This is a genomic window from Pseudocitrobacter sp. 73, assembly GCF_008369545.1.
Lineage (GTDB): Bacteria > Pseudomonadota > Gammaproteobacteria > Enterobacterales > Enterobacteriaceae > Pseudocitrobacter > Pseudocitrobacter vendiensis.
This window is the reverse complement of the sequence record NZ_VTZO01000009.1, coordinates 193,660-217,591: the sequence shown is the minus strand read 5'-3', so window position 1 is coordinate 217,591 and position 23,932 is coordinate 193,660. Positions and strand designations below refer to the sequence as shown.

Here is a 23,932-nt window from a genome sequence, read left to right as displayed (position 1 = left end):
GTTTCTTGTGAATGAATCAGAATCGTGACTGCAAATAAAAAACCCCATGCGAGCACGGGGTTTCAGATTTTACTGCACAAGCTGAGCGTTAGCGCGTCAGATCGTCAAAGAACTTTTTCACGCCATCAAAGAAGCTTTTTGAGCGCGGGCTGTTTTTCTCACCCGTCGGGCCACCAAAGCTTTCCTGCAACTCTTTCAGCAACTGTTTCTGCTTCTCGTTCAGACCAACCGGCGTTTCTACCACTACGCGGCACAGCAGGTCACCCTGCGCGCCACCGCGAACGGATTTCACACCTTTACCCCGCATGCGGAACAGTTTGCCGGTTTGGGTTTCGCCTGGCACTTTCAGATTAACGCGACCATCCAGCGTCGGCACTTCGATTTCACCGCCCAGCGCCGCCATGGCGAAGTTAATCGGCACTTCACAGTACAGGTTATTGCCTTCACGCTCGAAGATAGCGTGCTGTTTTACCTGAACCTGAACGTACAGATCGCCTGCTGGTGCGCCATGTTCCCCTGCTTCACCTTCGCCGGAAAGACGAATGCGATCGCCGGTATCCACACCCGCGGGAATTTTAACTGACAGGGTTTTGGTTTTCTCAACGCGACCATGACCATGACATTTGTTGCACGGATCTTTAATCAGCGTGCCGCGGCCCTGACAGTGCGGACAGGTCTGCTGTACGGCGAAAAAGCCCTGACGCATCTGCACCTGGCCTGCGCCATGACAGGTCGGGCAGGTTTGTGGCTGGGTACCCGCTTTAGCGCCGCTGCCGTGGCAAACGTCACACTCTTCCAGCGTCGGGATGCGGATCTCTTTGGTGACACCACGGACCGCTTCTTCAAGGGTCAATTCCATGTTGTAGCGCAGGTCGGCACCGCGTGAAGCACGCTGACGGCCACGACCGCCGCCGAAGATGTCGCCAAATACGTCACCAAAGATATCGCTGAAGTCAGCGCCGCCGCCAAAGCCGCCGCCACCGCCCATACCACCCTGTTCAAAGGCAGCATGACCATACTGGTCGTAGGCCGCACGCTTCTGCGCGTCGGTCAGGATTTCGTAAGCCTCTTTAATTTCTTTAAATTTGGCTTCGGCCTCTTTATCACCCTGGTTGCGGTCCGGGTGATATTTCATGGCCAGGCGCTTGTACGCCTTTTTGATTTCACGCTCTTCCGCTGTCTTGGAAACGCCTAAAATCTCGTAATAGTCTTGCTTTGCCATTGTTTTTTATCTGCCCCTAACATGCATGAACGGGCGGAGAGGAAACCCTCTTCGCCCGTGTCAGTAATTACCCAATCAAAGGGCGATTATTTTTTGTCTTTTACTTCTTCGAACTCTGCGTCGACAACATCGTCATCTTTCGCATTGTTCGCGGAAGCATCAGCGCCTGCTGCACCAGCCTGCTGCTGAGCATGCTGCTGCTGAGCAATTTCCATCAGTTTCTGGGAAACCTGCGCCAGCGCCTGCATTTTCGCTTCAATGTCGGCTTTGTCTTCACCTTTCAGAGAACCTTCCAGTGCAGTCAGTGCAGACTCGATAGCGGTTTTGTCATCAGCCGGCAACTGGTCGCCTGCTTCTTCAACCTGCTTACGGGTGCTGTGCAGCAGATGGTCACCCTGGTTACGCGTCTGAACCAGTTCTTCGAACTTACGGTCAGACTCGGCGTTCGCTTCCGCTTCGCGCACCATTTTCTGGATCTCTTCTTCGTTCAGGCCAGAAGAAGCCTTGATGGTGATTTTCTGCTCTTTACCGCTGTTTTTGTCTTTCGCGGAAACGTGCAGGATACCGTCAGCATCGATATCGAAGGTGACTTCGATCTGCGGCATGCCGCGCGGTGCCGGGCTGATACCATCCAGGTTGAACTGACCCAGAGATTTGTTATCAGACGCACGTTTACGTTCACCCTGAATCACATGGATGGTTACCGCAGACTGGTTGTCTTCAGCGGTAGAGAACACCTGGCTGTGTTTCGTCGGGATCGTGGTGTTTTTGTTGATGAGCGCAGTCATCACGCCGCCCATGGTTTCGATACCCAGAGACAGCGGGGTAACGTCCAGAAGCAGTACGTCTTTCACTTCACCCGTCAGTACACCACCCTGAACAGCCGCACCGATAGCCACAGCTTCATCCGGGTTAACGTCTTTACGCGGCTCTTTACCAAAGAATTCAGCCACTTTCTTCTGAACCATTGGCATACGCGTCTGACCACCGACCAGGATAACGTCCTGGATATCGGACACAGACAGGCCAGCGTCTTGCAGAGCCACTTTCAGCGGGTCGATGGAACGGTTAACCAGATCTTCAACCAGGCTTTCCAGTTTCGCACGTGTCACTTTAATATTCATGTGTTTCGGACCGGTCGCGTCTGCGGTGATGTACGGCAGGTTCACGTCGGTCTGCTGAGCAGAAGAAAGTTCGATTTTCGCTTTTTCTGCTGCTTCTTTCAGGCGCTGCATAGCCAGCGGATCGTTACGCAGGTCGATGCCCTGATCTTTCTTAAACTCATCAACGAGGTAGTTGATCAGACGGGTATCGAAGTCTTCACCACCCAGGTGGGTATCACCGTTGGTTGCCAGAACTTCGAAGGTTTTTTCACCGTCAACTTCGTCGATTTCGATAATAGAGATATCGAAAGTACCACCACCCAGGTCGTATACCGCGATAGTGCGGTTGCCGACTTCTTTATCCAGGCCGTAAGCCAGTGCGGCAGCGGTCGGTTCGTTGATGATACGTTTTACTTCCAGACCCGCGATACGGCCAGCATCTTTGGTTGCCTGACGCTGAGCATCGTTGAAGTATGCAGGTACGGTGATAACCGCTTCCGTTACCGGTTCACCCAGGTAATCTTCAGCCGTTTTCTTCATTTTTTTCAGCACTTCAGCAGAGATCTGCGGCGGTGCAGTTTTGGTGCCTTTCACATCCAGCCATGCGTCGCCATTGTCTGCGGCAACGATTTTGTACGGCATGATAGAAACGTCACGCTGAACTTCTTCGTCCTGGAAGCGGCGGCCAATCAGGCGTTTAATCGCAAACAGGGTGTTTTGCGGGTTTGTCACTGCCTGACGTTTAGCCGGCTGACCAACCAGAGTTTCACCATCCTGGGTATAAGCAATGATAGAAGGTGTGGTGCGATCGCCCTCGGCGTTCTCCAGCACACGTGCAGTAGTGCCATCCATAATCGCTACACAAGAGTTGGTAGTACCCAGGTCGATACCAATAATTTTACCCATCTAAACGTCTCCACTAAAAATTCGGTCAACATGTGGTTGTGAATCTGTAATAAGGGCGAAACGTGCCGTTTCAACTGCCCTGAATCGTTTTTTTTCAGACTCACCACTGCGGTTGACTACAAGATGGGGTCGTAACCGCATCCATCAAGGGGGAAAGGTAAAAAATTTTTTGTATTGCTAAACAGACGGCAGAAAAAAGGCGTTAAACAGAAAGAAAACTGACGCCAATACATTTATTGAATGAATCAATAACATCAAAACATTCACTAACTAATTGATAATAAAAACAACAGGCACTAAAAGCTCAACTCACCGCAAATGAAATCATTATCCTCCTGCGCACTCCTTTTTTATGCCAGAGATAATCATGACGCCATTCACCCATGCCTCCGCCAGCCTGTTATTAAGCCTGCTGCTGGTCAACGCGGCCCACGCTAATGATCACAAATTGTTGGGCGTGATTGCGCTTCCCCGTAATGAAACCAACGATTTGACACTCAAGTTACCCGTGTGCCGGGTCGTGAAGCGTATCCAAATCACCGTCGACCACGGAGATGCGCAGCTCAGCGGGGCCTCCGTCTACTTTAAAGCGGCCAAAAGCGCCAGCCAGAGTTTATCGGTGCCATCCGAACTGAAAGAAGGCGTCACGACAGAGTGGATCAACATTAACAGCGACAATGACAACAAGCGCTGCGTGTCAAAAATCACCTTCTCCGGCCATACGGTGAACTCCTCCGATATGGCGACGCTAAAAATTATCGGCGATGACTAACATCGTCTGCCATTCACTTATTAAACAGTCAGTAAATTATGAACGTCCCCTATCTTAACGATGACGACCTGCAGTTTCTTCAACACTGTAGCGAGGAGCAACTGGAAAGCTTTGCCCGGTTGCTCACTCATAATGAAAAAGGTAAACGCCGTTTATCCAGCGGCCTGTTACATAACGAACTTTTTATGGCGATGGACGGCCATCCGGCGCGACATCGGCAAAACTGGCAATTGATTGCCGGAGAACTTCAGCATTTTGGCGGAGACAGTATCGCCAATAAATTGCGCGGACACGGGAAGCTGTATCGCGCAATCCTGACCGACGTCGCGAAAAGGCTGAGTCTGAAAGCGGACAAAACCATGTCCACCTGGGAAATTGAGCATGAACTCCTGACCCATTTTATCCGCCGCTGCTGGAAAAAAATGACCGACGCACAGAAGGGCCGTTTCCTGGAAGCTGTGGAATGCAGAGTTCATGAGCTAGAAGCTGTGTTACCACAGCTTATCCAGTCATCGAAGCTGGCGCACGGGATCTCACACCTCTTAGGCGACCAACTTAGCCATATTTTGCGAACCCATGCCGCCGTAAGCGTCATTGGTCACGGCATGATACGCGGCGCGGGTCTTGGAGGCCCGGTTGGCGCGGCAGTTAACGGCGTGAAAGCCATGAGCGGCAGCGCTTATCGGGTGACGATCCCCGCCGTATTGCGCATCGCCTGCCTGCGGCGAATCATCGAAAACGCGCGGTTAAGCGCGCATCAATGATAAAAGGGGGAAATATTTCATTTTCCCCTGATCAGATCATAGACAGCCACACTTCGCCTGATTATTATGCCGCGCCCCGCTGCCTGTATCGTTGCGCGGGAAAATTATTTCACCATTTAATGATGATTTTTTTGAGGAATTATGGGCAACACTAAGTTGGCTAATCCGGCTCCGCTGGGTCTGATGGGTTTTGGCATGACCACGATTTTGCTGAACCTGCACAATATTGGGCTTTTCCCGATGGATGGCATCATCCTGGCTATGGGCATTTTTTACGGCGGTATCGCGCAAATTTTTGCCGGCCTGCTGGAATTTAAGAAAGGCAATACCTTCGGTTTAACCGCCTTTACCTCTTACGGTTCCTTCTGGCTGACGCTGGTTGCGATTCTGCTGCTGCCGAAAATGGGTCTGGCCGATGCGGCTGACGCCCATTTCCTGGGGGTGTACCTGGGCCTGTGGGGCGTCTTGACCCTGTTCATGTTCTTCGGTACGCTGAAAGGCGCGCGCGCGTTGCAGTTCGTGTTCCTGAGCCTGACCGTGCTGTTTGCCCTGCTGGCCATCGGCCACCTGGTGGATAATGAAAGCATCGTTCATGTTGCAGGCTGGATTGGCCTGGTGTGTGGCGCCAGCGCTATCTACCTGGCGATGGGTGAAGTGCTGAACGAACAGTTTGGCCGCACCGTACTGCCGATTGGTGAATCTCACTAATCGTTGTGGCTCCTGCCTGCGGGCAGGAGCGATATCCGACATCAGCGCGCCAGCGTTTCCAGCATCTCTTCCGAAAGCCCCGTCAGCTGTAAAATCTGTAGCCGATCGATACCGCTTGCGATCATCGCCTGAGCGATTTTAAACGTGGCTTCTTCGCGGCCTTTTTCCAGGCCTTGCACCAGACCTTGTTCAATTCCTTGTTCAATTCCTTGTTCAAGCCCCTGCGCAAGACCTTCCTGTCTCAGTTCCTCAGCCAATGTCATGATAATTTCTCCCTGCTGCGATACGCCTTCCGCCAGTTCGCGAAAAAATGCGCTTTTATCTTCGGTGAAACCGACCTGTAGGATATACGTCAGCGCGGTTCGCAGCTGACTATCCGAAGTGTATCCCGCCTGTAAAAGCTTGACCAGCGATGCCGTCAGGGCCATGAGATCGCGCTGACGGATATGCTTTTGCAGGAACTCAAGAATCGCGATCCGCCGATGGGTAAGAATCGCGTCGTCCGGGACTTCGGTAATATCAACTAACGGAAAGGGAGCCGTGTAGATCCGCTTTGCCAGCTCCGCATCGGAAAATGCATCAAACCAGCACATCGAGTAGGGATAAGGCCGCGTCGCGCCGTGGTAGAACAGAATCGGTACAACCACCGGCAACGTTTCATGACCCGCTTCAACATGGCGCTGCATCGCCGCCAGCGAGTAGCGCATCAGCCGTTGGGTCATCTGTTTATCCGGTTTACTTTGATGCTCAATCAGCGCGTACAGGTAGCCTTTTTGCTGGTTCATCTGCACCGACCACAGCACATCGGAATAGCGGGCGCGTAGGTCGTCTTCAATAAAGTTACCGGACTCCAGCTGGAGCGTACTTAAATCACACATCGCGCGTACATCTTGCGGAAGATGAATATCCAGAAAATCGCGCGCCGCATCGGGCTGTGTCATCACCTGGCGAAAAAAGGCATCGTGCGGCCCTGCTGAGACTTTCCCTGTCATCGTTTCCTCCTGATAAGCCGATTCGCGGCGCAGTATTACTCCGCCGCGCGTGCCTGTCAGGAATGCGTATCTAATCTGGAAGCCTGCTCGTAATTCCCCTCCTCCTGCGCATCCTGTCGCAACGCTATCCCCAGGACCAGGCCCAGTAGCGACAACGCCAGTACGTACCATGCCGGAGCCAGCGGCGAGACGCTCATCAGTAACGTCACCACCACTGGCGTCAGGCCGCCAAAGATGGCGTACGAGACGTTATAAGAAAAGGAGATCCCGCTAAAACGTACTGCCGGAGGAAACGCGCGCACCATGACGTAAGGCACCGCGCCGACCACGCCGACGCACAAACCGACCAGCCCATAAAGCCCAAACAGATGCGCCACGCTGAGCCCGGCAAAATGATAGAAGATCCAACTGGAGGTCCCCAACAGCAGGCTGCCGAGGATAAAGGTGCGACTGGCTCCCCATCGGTCCACCACCAGCCCGGCAATCAGGCAACCAACACAGAGCATGACGGTCGCGAGACTGTTAGCCTGAAGCGTCAGAGCAGGTGCAAAGCCGTAGTGTTTTTGCAGCCAGACCGGCGACATCAGGATCACCACCACAATCCCTGCGGAGAGCAGCCAGGTTAGTAGCATCGATACCACCACGGCTTTCCGGTGGCGGAGCACCACGGCCTTCACCGGAAATTCCTGAGCCAGTGTCTTACGCTGCTGCATTTCGAGAAAAATGGGCGTCTCCTGCAACCAGCGCCGCAGATACATCGCCACCAGGCCAAATGCACCGCCCAGCAGGAACGGAATTCGCCAACCACCATCGTGAATGGTTTGCGTCGTCATATTGGTGTTAATTAACGTCGCCACCACGGAGCCCAGCAAAATGCCGACCGTCAGCCCCGCCGTCAGCGTTCCGCAGGCGATACCTGTACGCCTTGCGGGCACATGCTCAGCGACAAACACCCATGCCCCCGGCACTTCGCCGCCAATAGCCGCCCCCTGAAGAATGCGCATCAGCAACAGAAGCAGCGGCGCAGCAAGCCCGGCGCTGGCATAGGTTGGCAGCAGGCCCATCGCCAGCGTTGGCACGGCCATCAGCAGAATGCTCAGAGTAAACATCTTCTTACGCCCGACGATGTCACCGAAATGCGCCATCACAATGCCGCCTAGCGGGCGCGCCAGATAGCCGGCCGCAAAGATGCCGAAAGTCTGTACCTGTCGCAGCCATTCGGGGATATCCGCCGGGAAGAAAAGCTCGCCAATGACGGCAGCGAAGAAGACGAAAATGATGAAGTCATAAAACTCCAGTGCCCCGCCAAGCGCGGCGAGCGTCAGAGTTTTATAATCCTGTCGATTGAGAGGTCGTGCATAGTGTGACATGAAACCTTCGCCCCTTACGGCATATGTAAACTAAAAGTTAATATACCGTAAGGAAATCGCCACTCCAGCGAGGCGGAAGGTTATCTCATGAATGCGTTACTTTCAGGCGTTCGTTTCGCGACGCGCGCTTTTCGGGCGAAAAGCTGCTACCACCTGGCTGTCGGTTTCAATGTACGGCCCTTCCAGCAGCTGTATACAGTAAGGCACGCTGGCAAAGATACCGTTGACCAACACTTTTCCTTCCGCGTCTTTAACGCCTTCCAGCGTTTCCTCAATCGCTTTCGGCTGACCCGGCAGATTAAGGATTAACGCCTGTTTGCGGATCACGCCAACCTGGCGGGAGAGGATTGCGGTAGGCACAAAGTGCAGGCTCACCTGACGCATTTGTTCGCCAAAGCCCGGCATCACCCGGTCGGCAATCGCCAGCGTGGCATCCGGCGTGACATCGCGACGAGCCGGGCCTGTACCGCCAGTCGTCAGCACCAGATGACAGCTCATTTCATCCACCAGCTCACACAGGGTTTGCTCGATGATAGGTTGTTCATCGGGGATCAGACGCGTCTGGAGTTCAAAAGGGGTGGTCAGAGTTTTGCCGAGCCACGCTTCGAGGGCCGGGATACCTTTATCCTGATAAACGCCGCTGGATGCGCGGTCAGAGATTGACACCAGGCCGATACGTAAAGTGTTCATAGTCATTCCGTTCAAACTTGTACTGTTAGGCGAAATGATACACGGGAATAACGGGCGATCGCATGACACAGATAAAAAAATAACCCGCCTTCATAACGAAGCGCGGGTTATTTATGCGGAACCTAAGGCTGAATTACAGCAGGTCGCCGATCATTTTTTCCAGTTTTTCCTGGTCGATAGCAAACTTACGGATACCTTCCGCCAGTTTATCAACGGCCATCGGGTCCTGATTATGCTGCCACAGGAACTCAGACTCAGTGATACGCGCCGGACGCGCTTTCACTTCGCCGGTGTAAGCCAGTTTACGCTCGATAGCGCCTTCGCTTTCAGCCAGCTCTTTCAGCAGGGCCGGCGCGATGGTCAGGCGGTCACAGCCAGCCAGTTCCAGAATTTCGCCGATATTACGGAAGCTTGCGCCCATCACGACAGTTTCATAGCCGTGCTGTTTGTAATATTCGTAGATTTCGCTAACAGAAACCACACCTGGGTCTTCTGCCGGTGCGTACTCTTTCTTGTCGGTATTGGCTTTATACCAGTCAAGAATACGACCCACGAACGGGGAGATCAGGAACACGCCGGCTTCTGCACAAGCGCGAGCCTGCGCGAAGGAGAACAGCAGCGTCAGGTTACAGTTGATACCGTCTTTTTCCAGCTGCTCAGCGGCACGAATGCCCTGCCAGGTGGACGCCAGTTTGATCAGGATACGGTCGTTGCTGATGCCAGCATCGTTGTAAAGCTTGATCAGACGTTTCGCTTTGGCGATAGACGCGTCGGTATCATAAGAAAGGCGCGCATCCACTTCAGTTGAGATACGGCCCGGGACCAGTTTCAGGATTTCCAGGCCAATGTTTACGGCCAGCTTATCGGTAGCATCGACAACCTGCTGCGCGCGATCGCTGCTCTGGCTACGCGCCCAGGCAATCGCTTCGTCAATCAGTTTACGGTACTCAGGGATCTGAGCGGCGCCCAGAATCAGAGAAGGGTTAGTTGTCGCATCCTGAGGCTGATACAGCTTCATCGCCGCGATGTCTCCGGTGTCAGCCACTACGGTTGTGTACTGACGTAGAGATGTCAATTTGTCCGTCATGATAGTGTTTCTCTTTAAACAGCTGTTAGGGGGATGTAACCGGTCTTCTTCGATGATATCACGCCCCAACGTCAGCGCAACTGCCGCAGTCCCGAGAGCGCAGAGTATGATAAACTGATTCATTCAACATTCAGGGCTGGCAACGGTTTGCCCTTAAACTGGTAACGCTTACACGGGCTGAATCGAATCGTGCTTTTCGCGGTAATTTCGCACATCGGGCCCCTGTTTCGGCATAAACAAGAGGACGTTTAATGCCTGATTTTCTCTCTTTTATCGGCGAAATCCTTTGGGGTTCGGTGATGATCTACCTGCTCCTCGGATGCGGAGTCTGGTTTACCTGGCGCACCGGTTACGTTCAGTTTCGCTATATACGCCAGTTTGGTAAAAGTCTGAAAGGTAGCCTGACGCCGCAAAAAGGCGGTTTAACCTCATTTCAGGTGTTATGCGTTAGCCTGGCCGCACGCGTTGGCAGCGGCAATCTGGCGGGCGTCGCCATCGCCATCACCGTCGGCGGGCCCGGCGCAGTTTTCTGGATGTGGGTGTCAGCCTTTATTGGCATGGCCAGCAGTTTCGCCGAATCCTCCCTCGCGCAACTTTATAAAGAAAAAGACGAGAGTGGTCAGTATCGCGGCGGCCCCGCCTGGTATATGGCGCGTGGTCTGGGGATGCGCTGGATGGGGGTGGTGTTCTCCATTTTCCTGTTGCTGGCCTATGGCCTGATTTTTAATACAGTGCAGGCCAATTCGATGGCGCGCGCACTGGAATTCGCCTTCGATACGCCAAAGCTCGTCACTGGCCTGATTGCTGCTCTGGTGATTATTTTGTTGATCACACGCTCGCTGAAAAGCATCGCGCGCATGATGCAGTGGGTTGCGCCGCTGATGTCGCTTCTGTGGGTCGGCGCAAGCCTGCTGATCAGTCTGTGGCACGCGGTAGAAGTGCCGGCACTGCTTGAGATGATCGTGCGTAGCGCATTTGGCTGGCAGGAAGCCGCGTCTGGCGCTGTGGGTTATACCATCAGTCAGGCCTTAACTAACGGTTTCCAGCGCGGTATGTTCTCTAATGAAGCGGGAATGGGCTCAACGCCGAATATCGCGGCGGCGGCTTCCTCCTGGCCGCCGCACCCTGCCGCGCAGGGTATCGTGCAGATGATCGGCGTCTTCATTGATACGATTATTATTTGCAGTGCCAGCGCGATGGTCGTCCTGCTTTCCGGGCATGACACGGAAATAGTCACCCATAGCGGCATCCATCTCATTCAACAGTCGATGAGTTTGTTGGTGGGCAGTTGGGGCGCAGGTTTTGTCGCCTTTATCATGGTGCTTTTCGCCTTGAGCTCAATTGTCGGCAACTATCTTTACGCCAAAAATAACCTCTACTTTTTGCGGTTACACACGCGATCCAATGTGTGGATTTTACGCATTGTCACCGTGTTAATGGTGCTGGCAGGAAGCCTGCTCAGTCTGCCTGTGGTCTGGCAATTAGCCGATGTCATTATGGCGTTGATGGCGATCACTAACATGACGGCTTTGCTGTTGCTTTCTCCGGTTGTGCGCATTATCGCCCGCGACTATCTGCGTCAGAGAAAACTGGGCGTGCAACCGGTGTTCACTGCCCGCTATTACCCGGATATCGAACAGCAACTGGCCCCTGGCACGTGGGATGAGCCGCCGCGCGAATAGCGCGGCAATCACAGCAATCGATCCGCTCACCCGCTTTTTTTGTTAAAGTTGAGTGAAATTTTTAGTAAGGACTGGATATGCTGATTCTGATCTCCCCCGCGAAGACGCTCGATTATCAAAGCGAGCTGGCGACCACGCGCTACACCCAGCCCGAGCTGCTGGATCACTCTCAACAGCTGATTCGCGAAGCGCGAAAACTTTCCGCGCCGCAAATCAAAAAGCTGATGGGCATTAGCGACAAGCTGGCGGATCTCAACGCCACCCGCTTCCACGACTGGCAGCCTGACTTCACGCCGGACAACGCCCGCCAGGCGATTCTGGCCTTTAAAGGCGACGTCTACACGGGCCTGCAGGCAGAAACCTTCAGCGAGGCGGATTTCGATTTCGCCCAGAAACACCTGCGCATGCTTTCCGGCCTGTACGGTGTGCTGCGTCCGCTGGATTTAATGCAGCCTTACCGTCTGGAGATGGGCATTCGTCTGGAAAACGCGCGCGGGAAAGACCTGTACCAGTTCTGGGGCGACATCATCACGGAAAAACTGAATGCGGCGCTGGACTCACAGGGCGATGACATTATGGTCAATCTGGCGTCCGATGAGTATTTCAAATCGGTAAAACCAAAGACGCTGAAGGGCCGCATTATTAAACCCGTCTTCCTTGATGAGAAAAACGGTAAGTTCAAAGTGATTAGCTTTTATGCCAAGAAAGCTCGCGGGCTGATGAGTCGCTTTATCATTGAGAATCGCCTGACGAAGCCGGAACAGCTAACGACATTTAACAGTGAAGGCTATTTCTTCGATGAAGCATCATCCGCCGCAGATGAGCTGGTATTTAAACGTCACGAGCAGGCATAAACAAAACGGCGCGGTAAATACCGCGCCGTAAATGCGTTAACGATGACCGTTCCCCTGGCCGGGGCGATAATCATTCTTACCACCATGATTACCGGGTCCGCCATGGTTATCGTAATGCTTGTGCTTATCACGATTATCATGATGCGGTTTCGGTGGCTTGTGGGCATGCCAGCGGTTATCGCGCCACTCATAGTGGTTATGCCAGTAATCACGGTCACGCCAGTGACCGCCGTCCCAGTAATTACCGTTGTTATCGCGATCGCCGATCTGGAGCTTAACAGAAGGCACCAGCGTAATTTCTGCTGCATGAACCATCGCCGGAGCCACCAGCATCATAGAGAGTGCAAGGATCACAGGTTTCAACTTCGACATAGGTTATTCCTCATTCATGATCTGCCTTTCGGCCTATGAGATAAGAATAACCTTATAGGACGACGGTTGTTATTCTCCGCAATCCTATTCTGTGATGGCCCGCATCTATTGGTAATTCCTGCGTTTTTCCTGCTTTTTCCTTCCACATTCTCTTCATAATTGCCCGCTTAACGGGCAATCAGGAGATAACGCCTGCGAATTACGCCTTGCTCATCATCAGCTGGCGAAGGGCAGCGAAATCTGCCGGCAGGTTATGAGAGAGCAATGGCAAGTCGGCACGATCCGCCAGTTCTTTCGGTAACGGTAATGTTTCCTGCAGAATTTCTTCCACGCTCTCTTTAAACTTCGCCGGATGCGCCGTGCCAAGGAACAGACCATATTCGCCTGGGTTGAGCTGATCGCGCAGCGCGCGGTAAGCCACCGCCGCGTGAGGCTCAGACAAATACCCCAGCCCACGCAGTTCACGCATGGTCGCTTTGGTGGTTTCATCATCCACCGCCGCATAGCCCAGCTCGTTCAGACGCCAGATTTTGCGGCGGAACAGCTCTTCCACGCGCGGCCAGTTGTTTGGCTGGCTGACATCCATGGCGTTAGACAGCGTCGCCTGTGTCGATTTCGGCGCCCACTCGCCCTGTTGCAGGAAGCGCGGTACGGTGTCATTGACGTTAGTCGCGGCGATAAAGCGTTTCACCGGCAGGCCAAGGGATTTCGCCAGCAAGCCTGCGGTCAGGTCACCGAAGTTACCGCTTGGCACGGAGACCACCAGTTGGTTGCGGGCTTCCTGCGGCAATTGCGCAACCGCTTCAAAGTAGTAGCAAATCTGCGCCAGCAGGCGGCTGATGTTGATGGAGTTAGCCGAGTTAAGCCCCAGCGCCACTTTCAGTTCTTCGTCGTCGAAGGCCTGTTTCACCAGTGCCTGGCAGGCATCGAAATCGCCGTCAATAGCCACAGTTTCAATGTTGCCGCCCAGCGTACAGAACAGTTTTTCCTGCAACGGGCTGATTTTGCCGCGCGGGTAAAGGATAACCACGCGTACGTTTGGCAGGCCATAAAACGCATGCGCCACCGCTGCACCGGTATCGCCAGAGGTCGCGGTCAGGATAGTCACCGGTTTGTCGCCGCTGATATGGGTCAGCATTTGCGCCATAAAGCGGCCACCAAAGTCTTTAAATGCCAGGGTCGGGCCATGGAACAGCTCCAGACAGCCGACATCTTCCTGCACCTGACTTACGGGTGCCGGGAAGGCAAAGGCCGCGCGGACGCGCTCTTCAAGCAGCTCCTGCGGGATTTCATCGCCGATGAACGCGGAGAGGATTTTCGCGCTGCGCGGCACGAAGTCCATTTCCAGCATCTCATCCACCTCGGTGAGGTTGAACTCCGGCAGGTCGTGCGGGAAAAACAGCCCCTGATTCTTGCCCAGGCCCTGGGTGATGGCCTGCGCGAAGCTGACCTGCTCGTTGTGATCTTTTAAGTTATAGAGTTTCATCGGTTATCCCACTACTCGTGCGCCCGCCGTGTCCAGCCGGCAAATATGAACGAAGCCTTCCTGATTTTGCAGATAATGTTTGCCCAGCCAGTCGGCCACGCGCTGCGCGGTATCCGGTTTATCACACAGGGCGAACAGCGTTGGCCCGGAACCTGAAATACCACAGGCGAGTGCGCCAATTTCCGCCACCGCCTGACGCGCCTGGCTGAAGCCTGGCAGCAGTTTGGTGCGATACGGTTCGGCAATCACATCTTTCATCAATTTCGCCGCCAGCAGAGGCTGACGGGAATAACAGGCATGAATAAAGCCGGCCAGATGGCGGCCATGCGCAATGCAATCCTGACGGCGATACTGGGCAGGCAAAATCGCCCGCGCTTCCGCCGTCGAGACTTTGATGCCGGGGTATGCCAGCACCCACAGCCATTCATCAAACCCCGGAACCTGCTGGCTGATGATGCCGTTTTCTTCAATCATCAACTGCATTCCGCCCAGATAGCACGGCGCGACGTTGTCGTAATGCACGCTGCCGGAGATTCGCCCTTCCATCTCGCCCATCAGGGCCAGCATGCGGGTTTCGTCCAGCGGCTTACCGCAGAATTCATTCAGCGCCACCAGCGCCGCCACCACGGAACAGGCGCTGGAACCCAGCCCGGAACCAATCGGCATATTTTTTTCGAGCGTCATCGCCACCGGAACGGTTTTGCCGATCTCCTGGCAGTAACGTTCCCAGCACTGATAAACGATATTCTCTTTTGGCTCAGTCGGTAATTTATCGGCAAAGCGCCCGACATTACGCAGGCTGAAGCTTTCCGCTGCGTCTACCGACACGTTATCGCCCAACAGGCTTCCGTCGACAGGCGTCACCGCCGCACCCAATACATCGAACCCGACGCTCATATTGGCACTGGAAGCCGGGGCATATACTTTAACCATCTTAAACTCCTAACTTCCATGACAGGGTACGCAACAGGTCAGCGAACACCCCGGCGGCCGTGACGTCGTTCCCCGCACCGTAGCCGCGCAGAACCAGCGGCAGCGGTTGATAATAGTGGCTGTAAAACGCCAGCGCGTTCTCGCCGTTTTTAACTTTGTAGAGCGGATCGTTACCGTCAACGGCGTCGATCTTCACGCGGCACACGCCGTCTTCGTCAATGTTACCGACGTAGCGCAGCACTTTACCTTCATCGCGCGCTTTCGCCACGCGGGCGGAAAATTCGTCATCCAGCTGCGGCAGACGCGCCATAAAGCTTTCGGTATCACCCGAAGCGTCGAAGCTTTCCGGCAGCACCGACTCCACCACCATATCACTCAATTCGAGGCTACGTCCGGTTTCGCGGGCTAAAATAAGTAGCTTACGCGCCACGTCCATCCCTGAGAGGTCATCACGCGGGTCGGGTTCGGTATAGCCCATTTCGCGCGCCACTTTTGTTGCTTCAGAGAAACTCATGCCTTCATCCAGTTTGCCGAAGATAAACGACAGGGAGCCGGAAAGAATGCCGGAAAAACGTTGCAGCTCATCACCCGCATTTAGCAGGTTTTGCAGGTTTTCGATCACCGGCAGGCCCGCGCCGACGTTGGTGTCGTAGAGGAATTTACGGCGCGATTTCTCTGCCGCGTGGCGCAGCTGGTGATAGTAATCCATCGACGACGTGTTGGCCTTTTTGTTCGGCGTGACCACGTGGAAGCCTTCGCGAAGGAAGTCAGCATATTGATCGGCAACAGCCTGGCTGGAGGTACAGTCAACAATCACCGGATTGAGCAGGTGATACTCTTTCACCAGGCGAATCAGGCGGCCAAGGTTAAACGGCTCTTTTGCTTCAGCCAGTTCCGCCTGCCAGTTTTCCAGGTTCAGACCGTGCACACTGGTGAGCAGCGCTTTTGAATTCGCCACGCCGCACACGCGCAGGTCGATATGTTTGTTTTTCAGCCATGCCTGCTGGCGCTTGATTTGCTCCAGCAGCGCCCCGCCGACGCCGCCGACGCCTACTACAAACACTTCAATCACCTGGTCGGTGTTGAACAGCATCTGATGGGTGACGCGAACCCCGGTAGTGGCATCGTCATTGCTGACCACCACGGAAATCGAGCGCTCTGACGAGCCCTGGGCAATCGCCACGATGTTGATATTGGCACGCGCCAGTGCGGCAAAGAACTTCGCAGAAATCCCGCGCAGGGTACGCATGCCGTCGCCGACGACGGAGATAATCGCCAGACGTTCCATAATCGCCAGCGGTTCCAGAAGCCCTTCTTTCAGTTCCAGGTAGAACTCATCTTCCATCGCCTTCTTCGCCCGCGCGCAGTCGCTTTGCGGTACGCAGAAGCTGATGCTGTACTCGGACGACGATTGAGTGATCAACACGACGGAGATACCCGCACGCGACATGGTGGCGAACACGCGTGCCGCCATGCCCACCATGCCCTTCATGCCCGGGCCGGAGACGCTGAACATCGCCATGTTGTTAAGGTTAGAAATGCCCTTCACCGGTAAATCATCTTCCGCGCTGCTGCCGCCAATTAGCGTACCTGGCGCTTGTGGATTTCCGGTGTTTTTAATCAGGCAAGGGATCTGGAACTGAGCGATGGGGGCAATGGTACGAGGATGAAGGACTTTCGCGCCGAAGTAGGAGAGCTCCATGGCCTCCTGATACGACATACTCTTCAGCAGGCGGGCGTCAGGTACCTGTCTCGGATCGCAGGTATACACGCCATCGACATCGGTCCAGATTTCACAACAGTCGGCACGCAAACAGGCCGCCAGCACGGCGGCGGAGTAATCTGAGCCATTACGACCCAGCACGACCAGTTCGCCCTTCTCGTTACCCGCAGTAAAGCCCGCCATCAGGATCATATGGTCAGCCGGGATCTGGCTCGCGGCAATGCGGCGGGTGGATTCAGCGATATCCACGGTAGATTCGAGGTAATGACCATTCGCCAGCAGTTTTTCGACCGGATCGATAACCGTCACGTTGTGGCCGCGAGCACGCAGCAGCCCCGCCATAATGGCGATAGAGAGTTTTTCGCCCCGGCAAATGAGCCCGGCGTTTACGCCGTCCGGGCACTGACCCAGCAGGCTGATACCATGCAAAATGTGTTTGATTTGGGCAAATTCGCTGTCAACCGTTTGTTTCAGTTCAACCAGCGGGAACCCCGGCTGGGCCGCAGCAAGCCCCTGAAGAAGTTCGGAAAAAATGCGTTCAGCGTCGTCGATATTGGAGAGAGCATCCACCCCGCCGATGGTTTTTTCGATCATTGCCACCAGGTGGTTAGTGATTTTCGCCGGGGCAGAGAGCACGGTCGCTACCTGCCCCTGCCTGGCGTTACTCTCCAGGATATCGGCAACACGCAGAAAACGTTCTGCATTTGCCACTGATGTACCGCCGAACTTCAAGACTCGCATGGTTGTTACCTCGTTACCTTTGGTCGAAAAAAAAGCCCGCACTGTTTAGGTGCGGGCTTTTTTCTGTGTTTCCTGTACGCGTCAGCCCGCACCGTTACCTGTGGTAATAGTGGTGGTTGTCATGGTGATAATCATGCTGATGCGAATCATGGATGTTGTGTGCTCTGTTATTTTTACGCTGTCTGTGCGCTGTACCTATATTGGTTAAAGTATCTGCCCGCTTAAGTCAACGAATTTTTAAGTTCGTCACGTTTCGCAACCACTTCACATCACGCCACAAGTGCGGGAATTTTTAACCTTATAAGCCAACAATCACGCAACAAAGCAGACCTTAACGCCAAAAAACAAATAATCAACAGAGTTTTACTCTGTGAGTTTTTTTTCAATATCATGCAGCAAACGATGCAACATTGCCGTATCCCGCTGTTCAAGTAAGCCGATCCGTTGTTGCAGCCAGTCAGCCAGTTTTACATCATCGGCGACCGCCAGTTGAGACAGCAGCGCAGTGATTCGCGCACGTAATGCCTGTAGCTGGTTTTCGCCTCCGGTAGTGACCGGTTGCGGCGCATGCTGCAACAGGGAGGAGAGCTGATAACAGTACACCATCACCGCCTGGCCGAGGTTCAGCGACGGATAATCCGCCACCATTGGCACGCCAGTCAGTACGTCAGCCAACGCCAGTTCATCGTTGGTCAGCCCGGAATCTTCGCGGCCAAACACCAGCGCGGCGTGCCCCATCCACTGCGCTTTTTCCGCAAGCATCGGCAAAAGTTCCTGCGGCGTAGCGTAGTAATGGAACTTTGCCCGGCTGCGCGCGGTCGTAGCGACAGTAAAATCAACGTCATGCAGCGCATCGGCAAGGGTGGAATAACAGGTGATGTTATCAATGATATCGCCAGATCCATGTGCGACCCAGCGGGTAGCGGGCTCCAGATGGGCCTCGCTATCCACAATGCGCAGGTCGCTAAACCCCATGGTTTTCATGGCTCTTGCGGCGGCGCCGATATTTTCAGCTCTTGCTGGTGAAACCAGCACTATCGATAAGCGCATTTAAAGTTCTCTTTCTTACGGGTGGTGCGGCAAAAATGTGATGTAGTTCAACATATTGCGCAGCGCGAATTTACAAAATTGCAACAAAAATCACTGAAATGATGTTTCATAACATATAAAAGATACTAAACTATTCATGACAGAAACTATGTGCTTTAATGTTAACAGAGCTTATATATCCTCATGTTTATAAATACTATTTTCGTGCTGTTTAGCTCATCACCATTGGATTCAACGCATTTATCAGTTAATCTACGCAACTAATTGAGTTGTGGAAAAATGTGACAAGCGTTAGCATTTAGCAGCGATGATTTCACCAAACTGTTAACGTGCTACAATTGAACTTGATATATGTCAACGAAGCGTAGGTTTATTGGCTGTCTGGTGCCTCTTAGCCTGTTATGTTGCTGTTAAAATGGTTAGGATGACAACCGTTTTTGACACTGTCGGGTCCAGAGGGAAAGTACCCACGACCAAGCTAATGATGTTGTTGACGTTGATGGAAAGTGCATCAAGAACGCAATTACGTACTTTAGTCATGTTACGCCGGTGATGTTAATTTACGACATGCATCAGGCAGGTCAGGGACTTTTGTACTTCCTGTTTCGATTTAGTTGGCAATTTAGGTAGCAAACATGCAGACCCCGCACATTCTTATCGTTGAAGACGAGTTGGTAACACGCAACACGTTAAAAAGTATTTTCGAAGCAGAAGGCTACGATGTTTTCGAAGCGACCGATGGCGCGGAAATGCATCAGATCCTCTCTGAAAATGATATCAACCTGGTGATCATGGATATCAACCTGCCAGGGAAAAACGGCCTTCTGCTGGCACGCGAACTGCGCGAGCAAGCAAACGTAGCGCTGATGTTCCTGACCGGACGCGACAATGAAGTCGACAAAATCCTCGGCCTGGAAATCGGTGCTGACGATTACATCACCAAACCGTTCAACCCGCGTGAACTGACCATCCGTGCGCGTAACCTGCTTTCTCGTACCATGAACCTGGGTACCGTCAGCGAAGAACGTCGCAGCGTGGAAAGCTACAAGTTCAACGGTTGGGAACTGGACATCAACAGCCGTTCTCTGGTGAGCCCTAACGGTGAGCAGTATAAGCTGCCGCGTAGCGAATTCCGCGCGATGCTGCACTTCTGCGAAAACCCAGGCAAGATTCAGTCTCGTGCTGAACTGCTGAAAAAAATGACCGGTCGCGAGCTGAAGCCGCATGACCGTACCGTTGACGTGACCATTCGTCGTATTCGTAAGCATTTCGAATCTACGCCGGACACGCCGGAAATCATTGCCACCATCCATGGTGAAGGTTACCGCTTCTGCGGCGAACTGCAGGAATAATTAAAAACGGCGCATTGAGCGCCGTTTTCGTTTCTGTCGGTTAGCTTCGCTTGCCGGTTCTACAAAGCCTTATTTCCAGATTCGTAACTCATCACTTTCCGGCAAGGGCAGTTTTGGCGCTTTTGGCGCACCCAGCGCATACCAGTCGAAATTTCGCGTCAGGAACATCACGCCGCACAATGCCATCAGCAACACGCCCGTCCCTAACAGCAACGAACTCTCCTCTGAACGCAGTAACCCCCACATCACGCCATCAAGCACCAGCAACGCCAGCGTAAACAATACGCTGCTGCGCCAGCTTTTCAACACCGCCTGTAGATACACCCCGTTCATCAACGCGCCAACCAGGCTTGCGGTTACCCATGCGATGGTAAAGCCGATATGCTCTGACAGCGCCAGCAGCAAAAAGTAGAACATCACCAGCGACAGTCCTACCAGCAGATACTGCATTGGGTGCATGCGTCGTCCGGTGAGCGTTTCAAAGACGAAGAAGGCTGTGAAGGTCAGGGCAATCAGCAAAAAAGCATACTTGGTAGCGCGGTCGGTCAACTGATAGTGATCGGCGGGTGTTGCGACGGAAACGCTGAATGAAGGCAGTTCTGGCGAGGCAAATTTATCGGCCTCGGCGAAACGCTCACCCAGATTATTGGCAAACCAGCTGCTCTGCCAGCGTGCCTGAAAACCAGTGGGACTGACCTCGCGGGTCACGGGAAGAAAATCACCGATAAAGTTCGGATGCGGCCAGTTGCTGTTGAGCACCAGCTCGCTGTTCCGCCCAAGCGGTACCATCGAAAAATTGCCTGTACCGCTCAGAACCAGCGAGAAATCGAGGTTAAATTTCTTCTGCGTAAAGGGGAGATTCGGCAACTGAACGTGCAACCCCTGCGACGCTCTGGCAATACCGGTGCCAGGCTCAACCAGCAACGGCGTGCCGTCCAGGCTTGGGGGATTCACCGCACCAATGCCGCGCGTGTCGCCCACCGCCATCACCATAAAAGGTTTTCCTAACGTGATATTGTCGCGGTTGAGCGCCTCCAGCCGCGAAGTATCAAATTCGGCCTTAACGTTAATGTCCGTCTTCCACACCTGCCCTTCATAGATTCCCACTTTGCGCGGTTCAACGTTCTGATTGCCCTCCACCATCAATGATTCCGGCAGCCAGAAATGAATAAACGTGCGCTTTTGCGAAACCTCGTGGTTATTTTCCAGTGTGCTATACACTTCCGTCACCGGAATGGCGATCAGCGGCCCCACCAGCTTTTGTGGCCCGCTGGTGCTTTGGCCGATCGCCTCTTCGACCACGCTGCGGTAATCCGCACGTTCAACAATCAGCCCTCTCACCATCATCAGTGGGATTAGCAGCAACAGCATCGTGCCAACGAGGGTAACAATTTTTACAGCCAGCGGTGATTTTGATTTCGACATAACCTTCTCCTTTGCAATGGCAGCAGAGTAATCGGGCTATGTGCGGTGAGTTTGAAGTTATGTGAAGGGACGGTGAAGTGTGAACGTGGCTTCCACACCACCCTGCTCACGATTACGTAGCCGGACATCGCCCTGATGCAAACGCGCGACTTCACTGACAAACGCCAGCCCCAGGCCACTGCTTTTGTGACCATTGGCACGCGGCAGCGAATAGAAACGCTCAAAGATGCGCGGCAGAGCAAAATCAGGAATACCGCTGCCGGTGTCGATAATGTTCAGCACTACGCAATCGTCCTGCGCGTCTGCGCTAAGAGTGATACTCCCCAGCTCCGGCGTGAAATCGATAGCGTTATCCAGCAGATTGCCCATCGCCTGCATGAGCAGGGCTTCATCCGCCGCTACGCTCAGGGTTGTTGGTTCGACCTGCAGCGCAATGTGTTTCGCCGCCAGCGTGACGCTACGTGATTCCTGTAGCTGGTTGAATAACGTCGCCACAGACACCGGGGTGAGCGTAATCTCCTGACGATTCTCCAGTCGCGCCTGACGGAGCAACGTTTCGACCAGCGCCTGCATTCGCGCGTTCTGTTGAAGAATATTGTCCGTAAAGCGCAAAACAACGTCCGGTGGCGGCCCCTCGCGTAAGATCTCCGCCGCGCCGCGAATCGCCGCCAATGGGCTTTTAAGCTCGTGCGTCAGGGCATAAACGTACTGCTCGATATAATTTTTGCCTTCCAGCTTCACGCGCATACTTTCCAGCGCCTGCGCCAGCTTGCGCAGTTCACTGCTGCCCAGTTCCGGTAACGGGACCGGCTGTTCAAGCGTGACCGAGTCAGCGTAGTGCACCAGTTTACCGATAGAGCGGTTGATCCACAGAATCACGCCGCCGCCAATCAGCAGCGCAATCCCCAGCAGCGCGCCCGCCGCCCACAGCATGCGATGCTCGCTGCGCTTGATCACCGGCGCGATGGCGGCATTCGGTTTACCGACGCTGAGTACACCGATGATTCTGCCGTGATCAACAATCGGCGCAGCGACGTACATCACCGTGCTTTCGGGATCGTTGGGATCTTGTGCGGTGCTTCGCGCGCCATATTCCCCGCGCAACGTCAGCCAAACGTCGTTCCAGCGGGAGTAGTCCTGCCCGACGGCAATATTGGCCGAGTCAAAGACCACTCGCCCCTGCGCATCGGTCATGTAGACGTGATACTCATTGCGAACTTTATGGATACCGCTGATATTGGCACGGAACGGCTGCGTGCTTAGCTGGCGAAAAGCCTGTGCCAGTTTGCCTTGCGCCGGGTTACCCGCCAGCATGTCGTCACGCGCCAGCGCCGCCAGCAGCGTTGCGGTGTCAATCAGCGTACCTTCCGTTGCGCGTCGCACGCCGGGCTTGATCTCCTGTACGAAGATCGACAATACGAACCAACCCGCCACCGCCACAATCAGGAAGTAGCCCAGCAGTACGCGCATGCCGATGCGCATCAGGCTTTCACCAGACTATAGCCGAGGCCACGATGGGTATTGATAGGCGAACGTGATGGGTCGATCACGCGCAGTTTGGCGCGCAGGGTTTTGATATGCGTATCCACAGTGCGGTCGAAACTTTCTGCCGCATCGCCCCAGACGATATCCATCAGTTGCTGGCGCGAATAAACGCGGCCCGGCGACAGAAGCAGCGTTTTCAGCAGCAAAAATTCGTAACGCGTTAGCAGTAGCGGCTGGCCGCACCAGCTCACCTGTGCAGCGGGTTCGTCGAGAAGAAAATCACCGACGCGCACCTGCACTGGCGGTGCAGAAAACTTTTGCAGACGCCGCAAGATCGTGCGCACGCGGGCGCAGACTTCACGCGGCGAAAACGGTTTGGCGACGTAGTCATCCGCGCCGATTTCCAGCCCCAGCAGTTTGTCCACTTCGTCGCTACGCGCGGTGAGAAACAGCACCGGCAACGCCGCGTGGCGTGCCAGCAGCTGGCGGCACAATTCGAAACCACTGATATCCGGCAAGCCGACATCGAGAATAGCCAGGTCTGGCAAGCGGTGCCGCGCCGCTTCCAGCGCAGGCAGGCCGCGCTCAAACGCCCTGACGGTAAATCCCTCTTGTTGAAGCATATAGATAAGCGTATCCGCGATGCTTATCTCATCTTCCACCAGCCAGATCAGCGGTTGTTCCATACACGTTCCTTGTTATTTGCCCCACGGCATAATGGGCACCGCGCTTATGGCGTTTTTCGGCGAACCATCAACCACTTTATCGGAATAGGTGAGATACACCAGCGCATTACGCTTGCTGTCATAGAAGCGGACAACCTGCAGCTTTTTAAAGACTAACGACGTCCGTTTCTGGAAGACCACTTCACCCTGTGATTTCCCGTTTTTGATTTTGTCAGAGAGTTCGATCGGGCCAACCTGCTGACAGGAAATCGCAGCATCGGAGGTATCTTCTGCCAGCCCTAACCCGCCTTTGATCCCCCCCGTTTTCGCCCGGCTAATGTAGCACGTGACGTTGGTGATATCCGGATCGTCAAAAGCTTCGACCACGATTTTGTGGTCCGGGCCAAACATTTTGAAAACGGTATCGACCGAGCCAATTTGTTCCGCGTGGGCGCTAAAACCACAAACACCCAGCACCAGACCCGCTACTAACTTCTTGTATTTCATATTGTTACCATTCCTGACGATTCGATTGAGTGATTATTCAACA

Annotated in this window: 23 protein-coding genes and 1 other annotated feature; of the genes, 6 read left to right on the top strand and 17 right to left on the bottom strand. The window is 54.0% G+C overall.

Translation table 11 applies throughout. The features are described from left to right. Nucleotides 1–88 precede the first annotated feature (88 nt). On the bottom strand, nt 89–1,222 hold the full coding sequence (gene dnaJ / locus F0Q32_RS10585; protein ID WP_149463024.1) for a molecular chaperone DnaJ: 1,134 nt from the start codon (nt 1,220–1,222) through the stop codon (nt 89–91). An 86-nt stretch (nt 1,223–1,308) separates the two neighbouring features. Beyond that, nucleotides 1,309–3,231, bottom strand: a complete 1,923-nt coding sequence (gene dnaK, locus F0Q32_RS10580) for a molecular chaperone DnaK (RefSeq protein WP_149463023.1) — start codon at nt 3,229–3,231, stop codon at nt 1,309–1,311. A gap of 367 nt (nt 3,232–3,598) precedes the next feature. On the opposite strand from dnaK, the gene F0Q32_RS10575 reads away from it, so the two are divergent. The 3 genes from F0Q32_RS10575 (at nt 3,599) to satP (ending at nt 5,475) form a co-directional block, all read left to right on the top strand. Then, entirely contained in the window at nt 3,599–4,003 is a 405-nt protein-coding gene (locus F0Q32_RS10575; protein WP_370516875.1) for a DUF2541 family protein, read from the top strand. 38 nt (nt 4,004–4,041) lie between these two features. Continuing rightward, the gene (gene msyB, locus F0Q32_RS10570; RefSeq protein ID WP_149463022.1) at nt 4,042–4,767 is read left to right on the top strand and encodes an acidic protein MsyB; all 726 of its coding nucleotides are present in this window, start codon (nt 4,042–4,044) and stop codon (nt 4,765–4,767) included. A 141-nt stretch (nt 4,768–4,908) separates the two neighbouring features. Further along, nucleotides 4,909–5,475 (top strand): acetate uptake transporter, encoded by a 567-nt coding sequence (gene satP / locus F0Q32_RS10565; RefSeq protein ID WP_149463021.1) that lies wholly within the window; start codon nt 4,909–4,911, stop codon nt 5,473–5,475. 41 nt (nt 5,476–5,516) lie between these two features. Here satP and F0Q32_RS10560 read toward each other — a convergent pair whose 3' ends face one another. The 4 genes from F0Q32_RS10560 to tal form a co-directional block, all read right to left on the bottom strand. Further along, entirely contained in the window at nt 5,517–6,467 is a 951-nt protein-coding gene (locus F0Q32_RS10560; protein ID WP_149463020.1) for an Rpn family recombination-promoting nuclease/putative transposase, read from the bottom strand. A gap of 56 nt (nt 6,468–6,523) precedes the next feature. Continuing rightward, on the bottom strand, nt 6,524–7,837 hold the full coding sequence (locus tag F0Q32_RS10555) for an MFS transporter (RefSeq protein WP_149463019.1): 1,314 nt from the start codon (nt 7,835–7,837) through the stop codon (nt 6,524–6,526). Between the two features lie 102 nt (nt 7,838–7,939). Further along, entirely contained in the window at nt 7,940–8,527 is a 588-nt protein-coding gene (gene mog / locus F0Q32_RS10550; RefSeq protein ID WP_149463018.1) for a molybdopterin adenylyltransferase, read from the bottom strand. Between the two features lie 133 nt (nt 8,528–8,660). Next, the gene (gene tal / locus F0Q32_RS10545) at nt 8,661–9,614 is read right to left on the bottom strand and encodes a transaldolase (RefSeq protein WP_015965996.1); all 954 of its coding nucleotides are present in this window, start codon (nt 9,612–9,614) and stop codon (nt 8,661–8,663) included. Between the two features lie 251 nt (nt 9,615–9,865). Between tal and F0Q32_RS10540 the strand changes: the two genes are divergently transcribed. Together F0Q32_RS10540 and yaaA are read left to right on the top strand one after the other, a co-directional pair. Then, complete coding sequence (locus F0Q32_RS10540; RefSeq protein WP_149463017.1) at nt 9,866–11,296, top strand: sodium:alanine symporter family protein; 1,431 nt, start codon at nt 9,866–9,868, stop codon at nt 11,294–11,296. A 77-nt stretch (nt 11,297–11,373) separates the two neighbouring features. Continuing rightward, nucleotides 11,374–12,150 carry a peroxide stress protein YaaA gene (gene yaaA / locus F0Q32_RS10535; protein WP_149463016.1) on the top strand — a complete coding sequence of 259 codons (777 nt, stop codon included), beginning with the start codon at nt 11,374–11,376 and terminating at the stop codon, nt 12,148–12,150. A 36-nt stretch (nt 12,151–12,186) separates the two neighbouring features. Here the strand turns inward: yaaA and F0Q32_RS10530 are convergent, their stop codons facing one another. From F0Q32_RS10530 to yjjY, 7 genes are all read right to left on the bottom strand, one after another. Next, on the bottom strand, nt 12,187–12,522 hold the full coding sequence (locus F0Q32_RS10530; RefSeq protein ID WP_149463015.1) for a DUF2502 domain-containing protein: 336 nt from the start codon (nt 12,520–12,522) through the stop codon (nt 12,187–12,189). Nucleotides 12,523–12,721: 199 nt separating this feature from the next. Then, the gene (gene thrC, locus F0Q32_RS10525) at nt 12,722–14,008 is read right to left on the bottom strand and encodes a threonine synthase (protein WP_015966000.1); all 1,287 of its coding nucleotides are present in this window, start codon (nt 14,006–14,008) and stop codon (nt 12,722–12,724) included. A gap of 3 nt (nt 14,009–14,011) precedes the next feature. Next, nucleotides 14,012–14,941 (bottom strand): homoserine kinase, encoded by a 930-nt coding sequence (gene thrB, locus F0Q32_RS10520; protein ID WP_015966001.1) that lies wholly within the window; start codon nt 14,939–14,941, stop codon nt 14,012–14,014. A gap of 1 nt (nt 14,942) precedes the next feature. Next, a complete protein-coding gene (thrA, locus tag F0Q32_RS10515; protein ID WP_149463014.1) occupies nt 14,943–17,405 on the bottom strand; it encodes a bifunctional aspartate kinase/homoserine dehydrogenase I in 2,463 nt (820 codons plus the stop codon). Nucleotides 17,406–17,430: 25 nt separating this feature from the next. Beyond that, nucleotides 17,431–17,548, bottom strand: a sequence feature (Thr leader region). Beyond that, nucleotides 17,487–17,555, bottom strand: coding sequence for a thr operon leader peptide (gene thrL, locus F0Q32_RS26780; protein ID WP_108475584.1), 69 nt, complete (start codon nt 17,553–17,555; stop codon nt 17,487–17,489). (Overlaps the previous feature by 62 nt.) Before the next feature lie 213 nt (nt 17,556–17,768). Further along, a complete protein-coding gene (locus F0Q32_RS10505; RefSeq protein ID WP_149463013.1) occupies nt 17,769–18,455 on the bottom strand; it encodes a tRNA/rRNA methyltransferase in 687 nt (228 codons plus the stop codon). A gap of 399 nt (nt 18,456–18,854) precedes the next feature. Continuing rightward, nucleotides 18,855–18,995 (bottom strand): protein YjjY, encoded by a 141-nt coding sequence (yjjY, locus tag F0Q32_RS10500; protein ID WP_001622273.1) that lies wholly within the window; start codon nt 18,993–18,995, stop codon nt 18,855–18,857. 95 nt (nt 18,996–19,090) lie between these two features. On the opposite strand from yjjY, the gene arcA reads away from it, so the two are divergent. Beyond that, nucleotides 19,091–19,807 carry a two-component system response regulator ArcA gene (gene arcA, locus F0Q32_RS10495; protein WP_015966004.1) on the top strand — a complete coding sequence of 239 codons (717 nt, stop codon included), beginning with the start codon at nt 19,091–19,093 and terminating at the stop codon, nt 19,805–19,807. Between the two features lie 69 nt (nt 19,808–19,876). On the opposite strand, the gene creD is transcribed toward arcA, so the two are convergent. The 4 genes from creD to creA are packed head-to-tail and all read right to left on the bottom strand — an operon-like array spanning nt 19,877 to nt 23,889. Beyond that, nucleotides 19,877–21,232: a cell envelope integrity protein CreD gene (gene creD, locus F0Q32_RS10490; protein WP_149463012.1), complete on the bottom strand. Its 1,356-nt coding sequence runs from the start codon at nt 21,230–21,232 to the stop codon at nt 19,877–19,879. Between the two features lie 57 nt (nt 21,233–21,289). Next, nucleotides 21,290–22,714: a two-component system sensor histidine kinase CreC gene (gene creC / locus F0Q32_RS10485; protein ID WP_149463011.1), complete on the bottom strand. Its 1,425-nt coding sequence runs from the start codon at nt 22,712–22,714 to the stop codon at nt 21,290–21,292. After that, nucleotides 22,714–23,403: a two-component system response regulator CreB gene (gene creB / locus F0Q32_RS10480; protein WP_149463010.1), complete on the bottom strand. Its 690-nt coding sequence runs from the start codon at nt 23,401–23,403 to the stop codon at nt 22,714–22,716. Before creB ends, creC begins: the two co-directional genes overlap by 1 nt. Nucleotides 23,404–23,415: 12 nt before the next feature. After that, nucleotides 23,416–23,889 carry a protein CreA gene (gene creA / locus F0Q32_RS10475; protein WP_149463009.1) on the bottom strand — a complete coding sequence of 158 codons (474 nt, stop codon included), beginning with the start codon at nt 23,887–23,889 and terminating at the stop codon, nt 23,416–23,418. Nucleotides 23,890–23,932 lie beyond the last annotated feature (43 nt).

Coding starts and splice junctions, on each gene's coding strand:
- thrB (WP_015966001.1), bottom strand. CDS start 14,941: ATGGTTAAAGTATATGCCCCGGCTTCCAGTGCCAATATGAGCGTCGGG.
- mog (WP_149463018.1), bottom strand. CDS start 8,527: ATGAACACTTTACGTATCGGCCTGGTGTCAATCTCTGACCGCGCATCC.
- F0Q32_RS10540 (WP_149463017.1), top strand. CDS start 9,866: ATGCCTGATTTTCTCTCTTTTATCGGCGAAATCCTTTGGGGTTCGGTG.
- yjjY (WP_001622273.1), bottom strand. CDS start 18,995: ATGACTAAAGTACGTAATTGCGTTCTTGATGCACTTTCCATCAACGTC.
- F0Q32_RS10560 (WP_149463020.1), bottom strand. CDS start 6,467: ATGACAGGGAAAGTCTCAGCAGGGCCGCACGATGCCTTTTTTCGCCAG.
- thrC (WP_015966000.1), bottom strand. CDS start 14,008: ATGAAACTCTATAACTTAAAAGATCACAACGAGCAGGTCAGCTTCGCG.
- creD (WP_149463012.1), bottom strand. CDS start 21,232: ATGTCGAAATCAAAATCACCGCTGGCTGTAAAAATTGTTACCCTCGTT.
- tal (WP_015965996.1), bottom strand. CDS start 9,614: ATGACGGACAAATTGACATCTCTACGTCAGTACACAACCGTAGTGGCT.
- thrA (WP_149463014.1), bottom strand. CDS start 17,405: ATGCGAGTCTTGAAGTTCGGCGGTACATCAGTGGCAAATGCAGAACGT.
- dnaJ (WP_149463024.1), bottom strand. CDS start 1,222: ATGGCAAAGCAAGACTATTACGAGATTTTAGGCGTTTCCAAGACAGCG.
- F0Q32_RS10505 (WP_149463013.1), bottom strand. CDS start 18,455: ATGCGCTTATCGATAGTGCTGGTTTCACCAGCAAGAGCTGAAAATATC.
- creB (WP_149463010.1), bottom strand. CDS start 23,403: ATGGAACAACCGCTGATCTGGCTGGTGGAAGATGAGATAAGCATCGCG.
- F0Q32_RS10530 (WP_149463015.1), bottom strand. CDS start 12,522: ATGTCGAAGTTGAAACCTGTGATCCTTGCACTCTCTATGATGCTGGTG.
- F0Q32_RS10575 (WP_370516875.1), top strand. CDS start 3,599: ATGACGCCATTCACCCATGCCTCCGCCAGCCTGTTATTAAGCCTGCTG.
- F0Q32_RS10555 (WP_149463019.1), bottom strand. CDS start 7,837: ATGTCACACTATGCACGACCTCTCAATCGACAGGATTATAAAACTCTG.
- msyB (WP_149463022.1), top strand. CDS start 4,042: ATGAACGTCCCCTATCTTAACGATGACGACCTGCAGTTTCTTCAACAC.
- creC (WP_149463011.1), bottom strand. CDS start 22,714: ATGCGCATCGGCATGCGCGTACTGCTGGGCTACTTCCTGATTGTGGCG.
- creA (WP_149463009.1), bottom strand. CDS start 23,889: ATGAAATACAAGAAGTTAGTAGCGGGTCTGGTGCTGGGTGTTTGTGGT.
- arcA (WP_015966004.1), top strand. CDS start 19,091: ATGCAGACCCCGCACATTCTTATCGTTGAAGACGAGTTGGTAACACGC.
- satP (WP_149463021.1), top strand. CDS start 4,909: ATGGGCAACACTAAGTTGGCTAATCCGGCTCCGCTGGGTCTGATGGGT.
- yaaA (WP_149463016.1), top strand. CDS start 11,374: ATGCTGATTCTGATCTCCCCCGCGAAGACGCTCGATTATCAAAGCGAG.
- dnaK (WP_149463023.1), bottom strand. CDS start 3,231: ATGGGTAAAATTATTGGTATCGACCTGGGTACTACCAACTCTTGTGTA.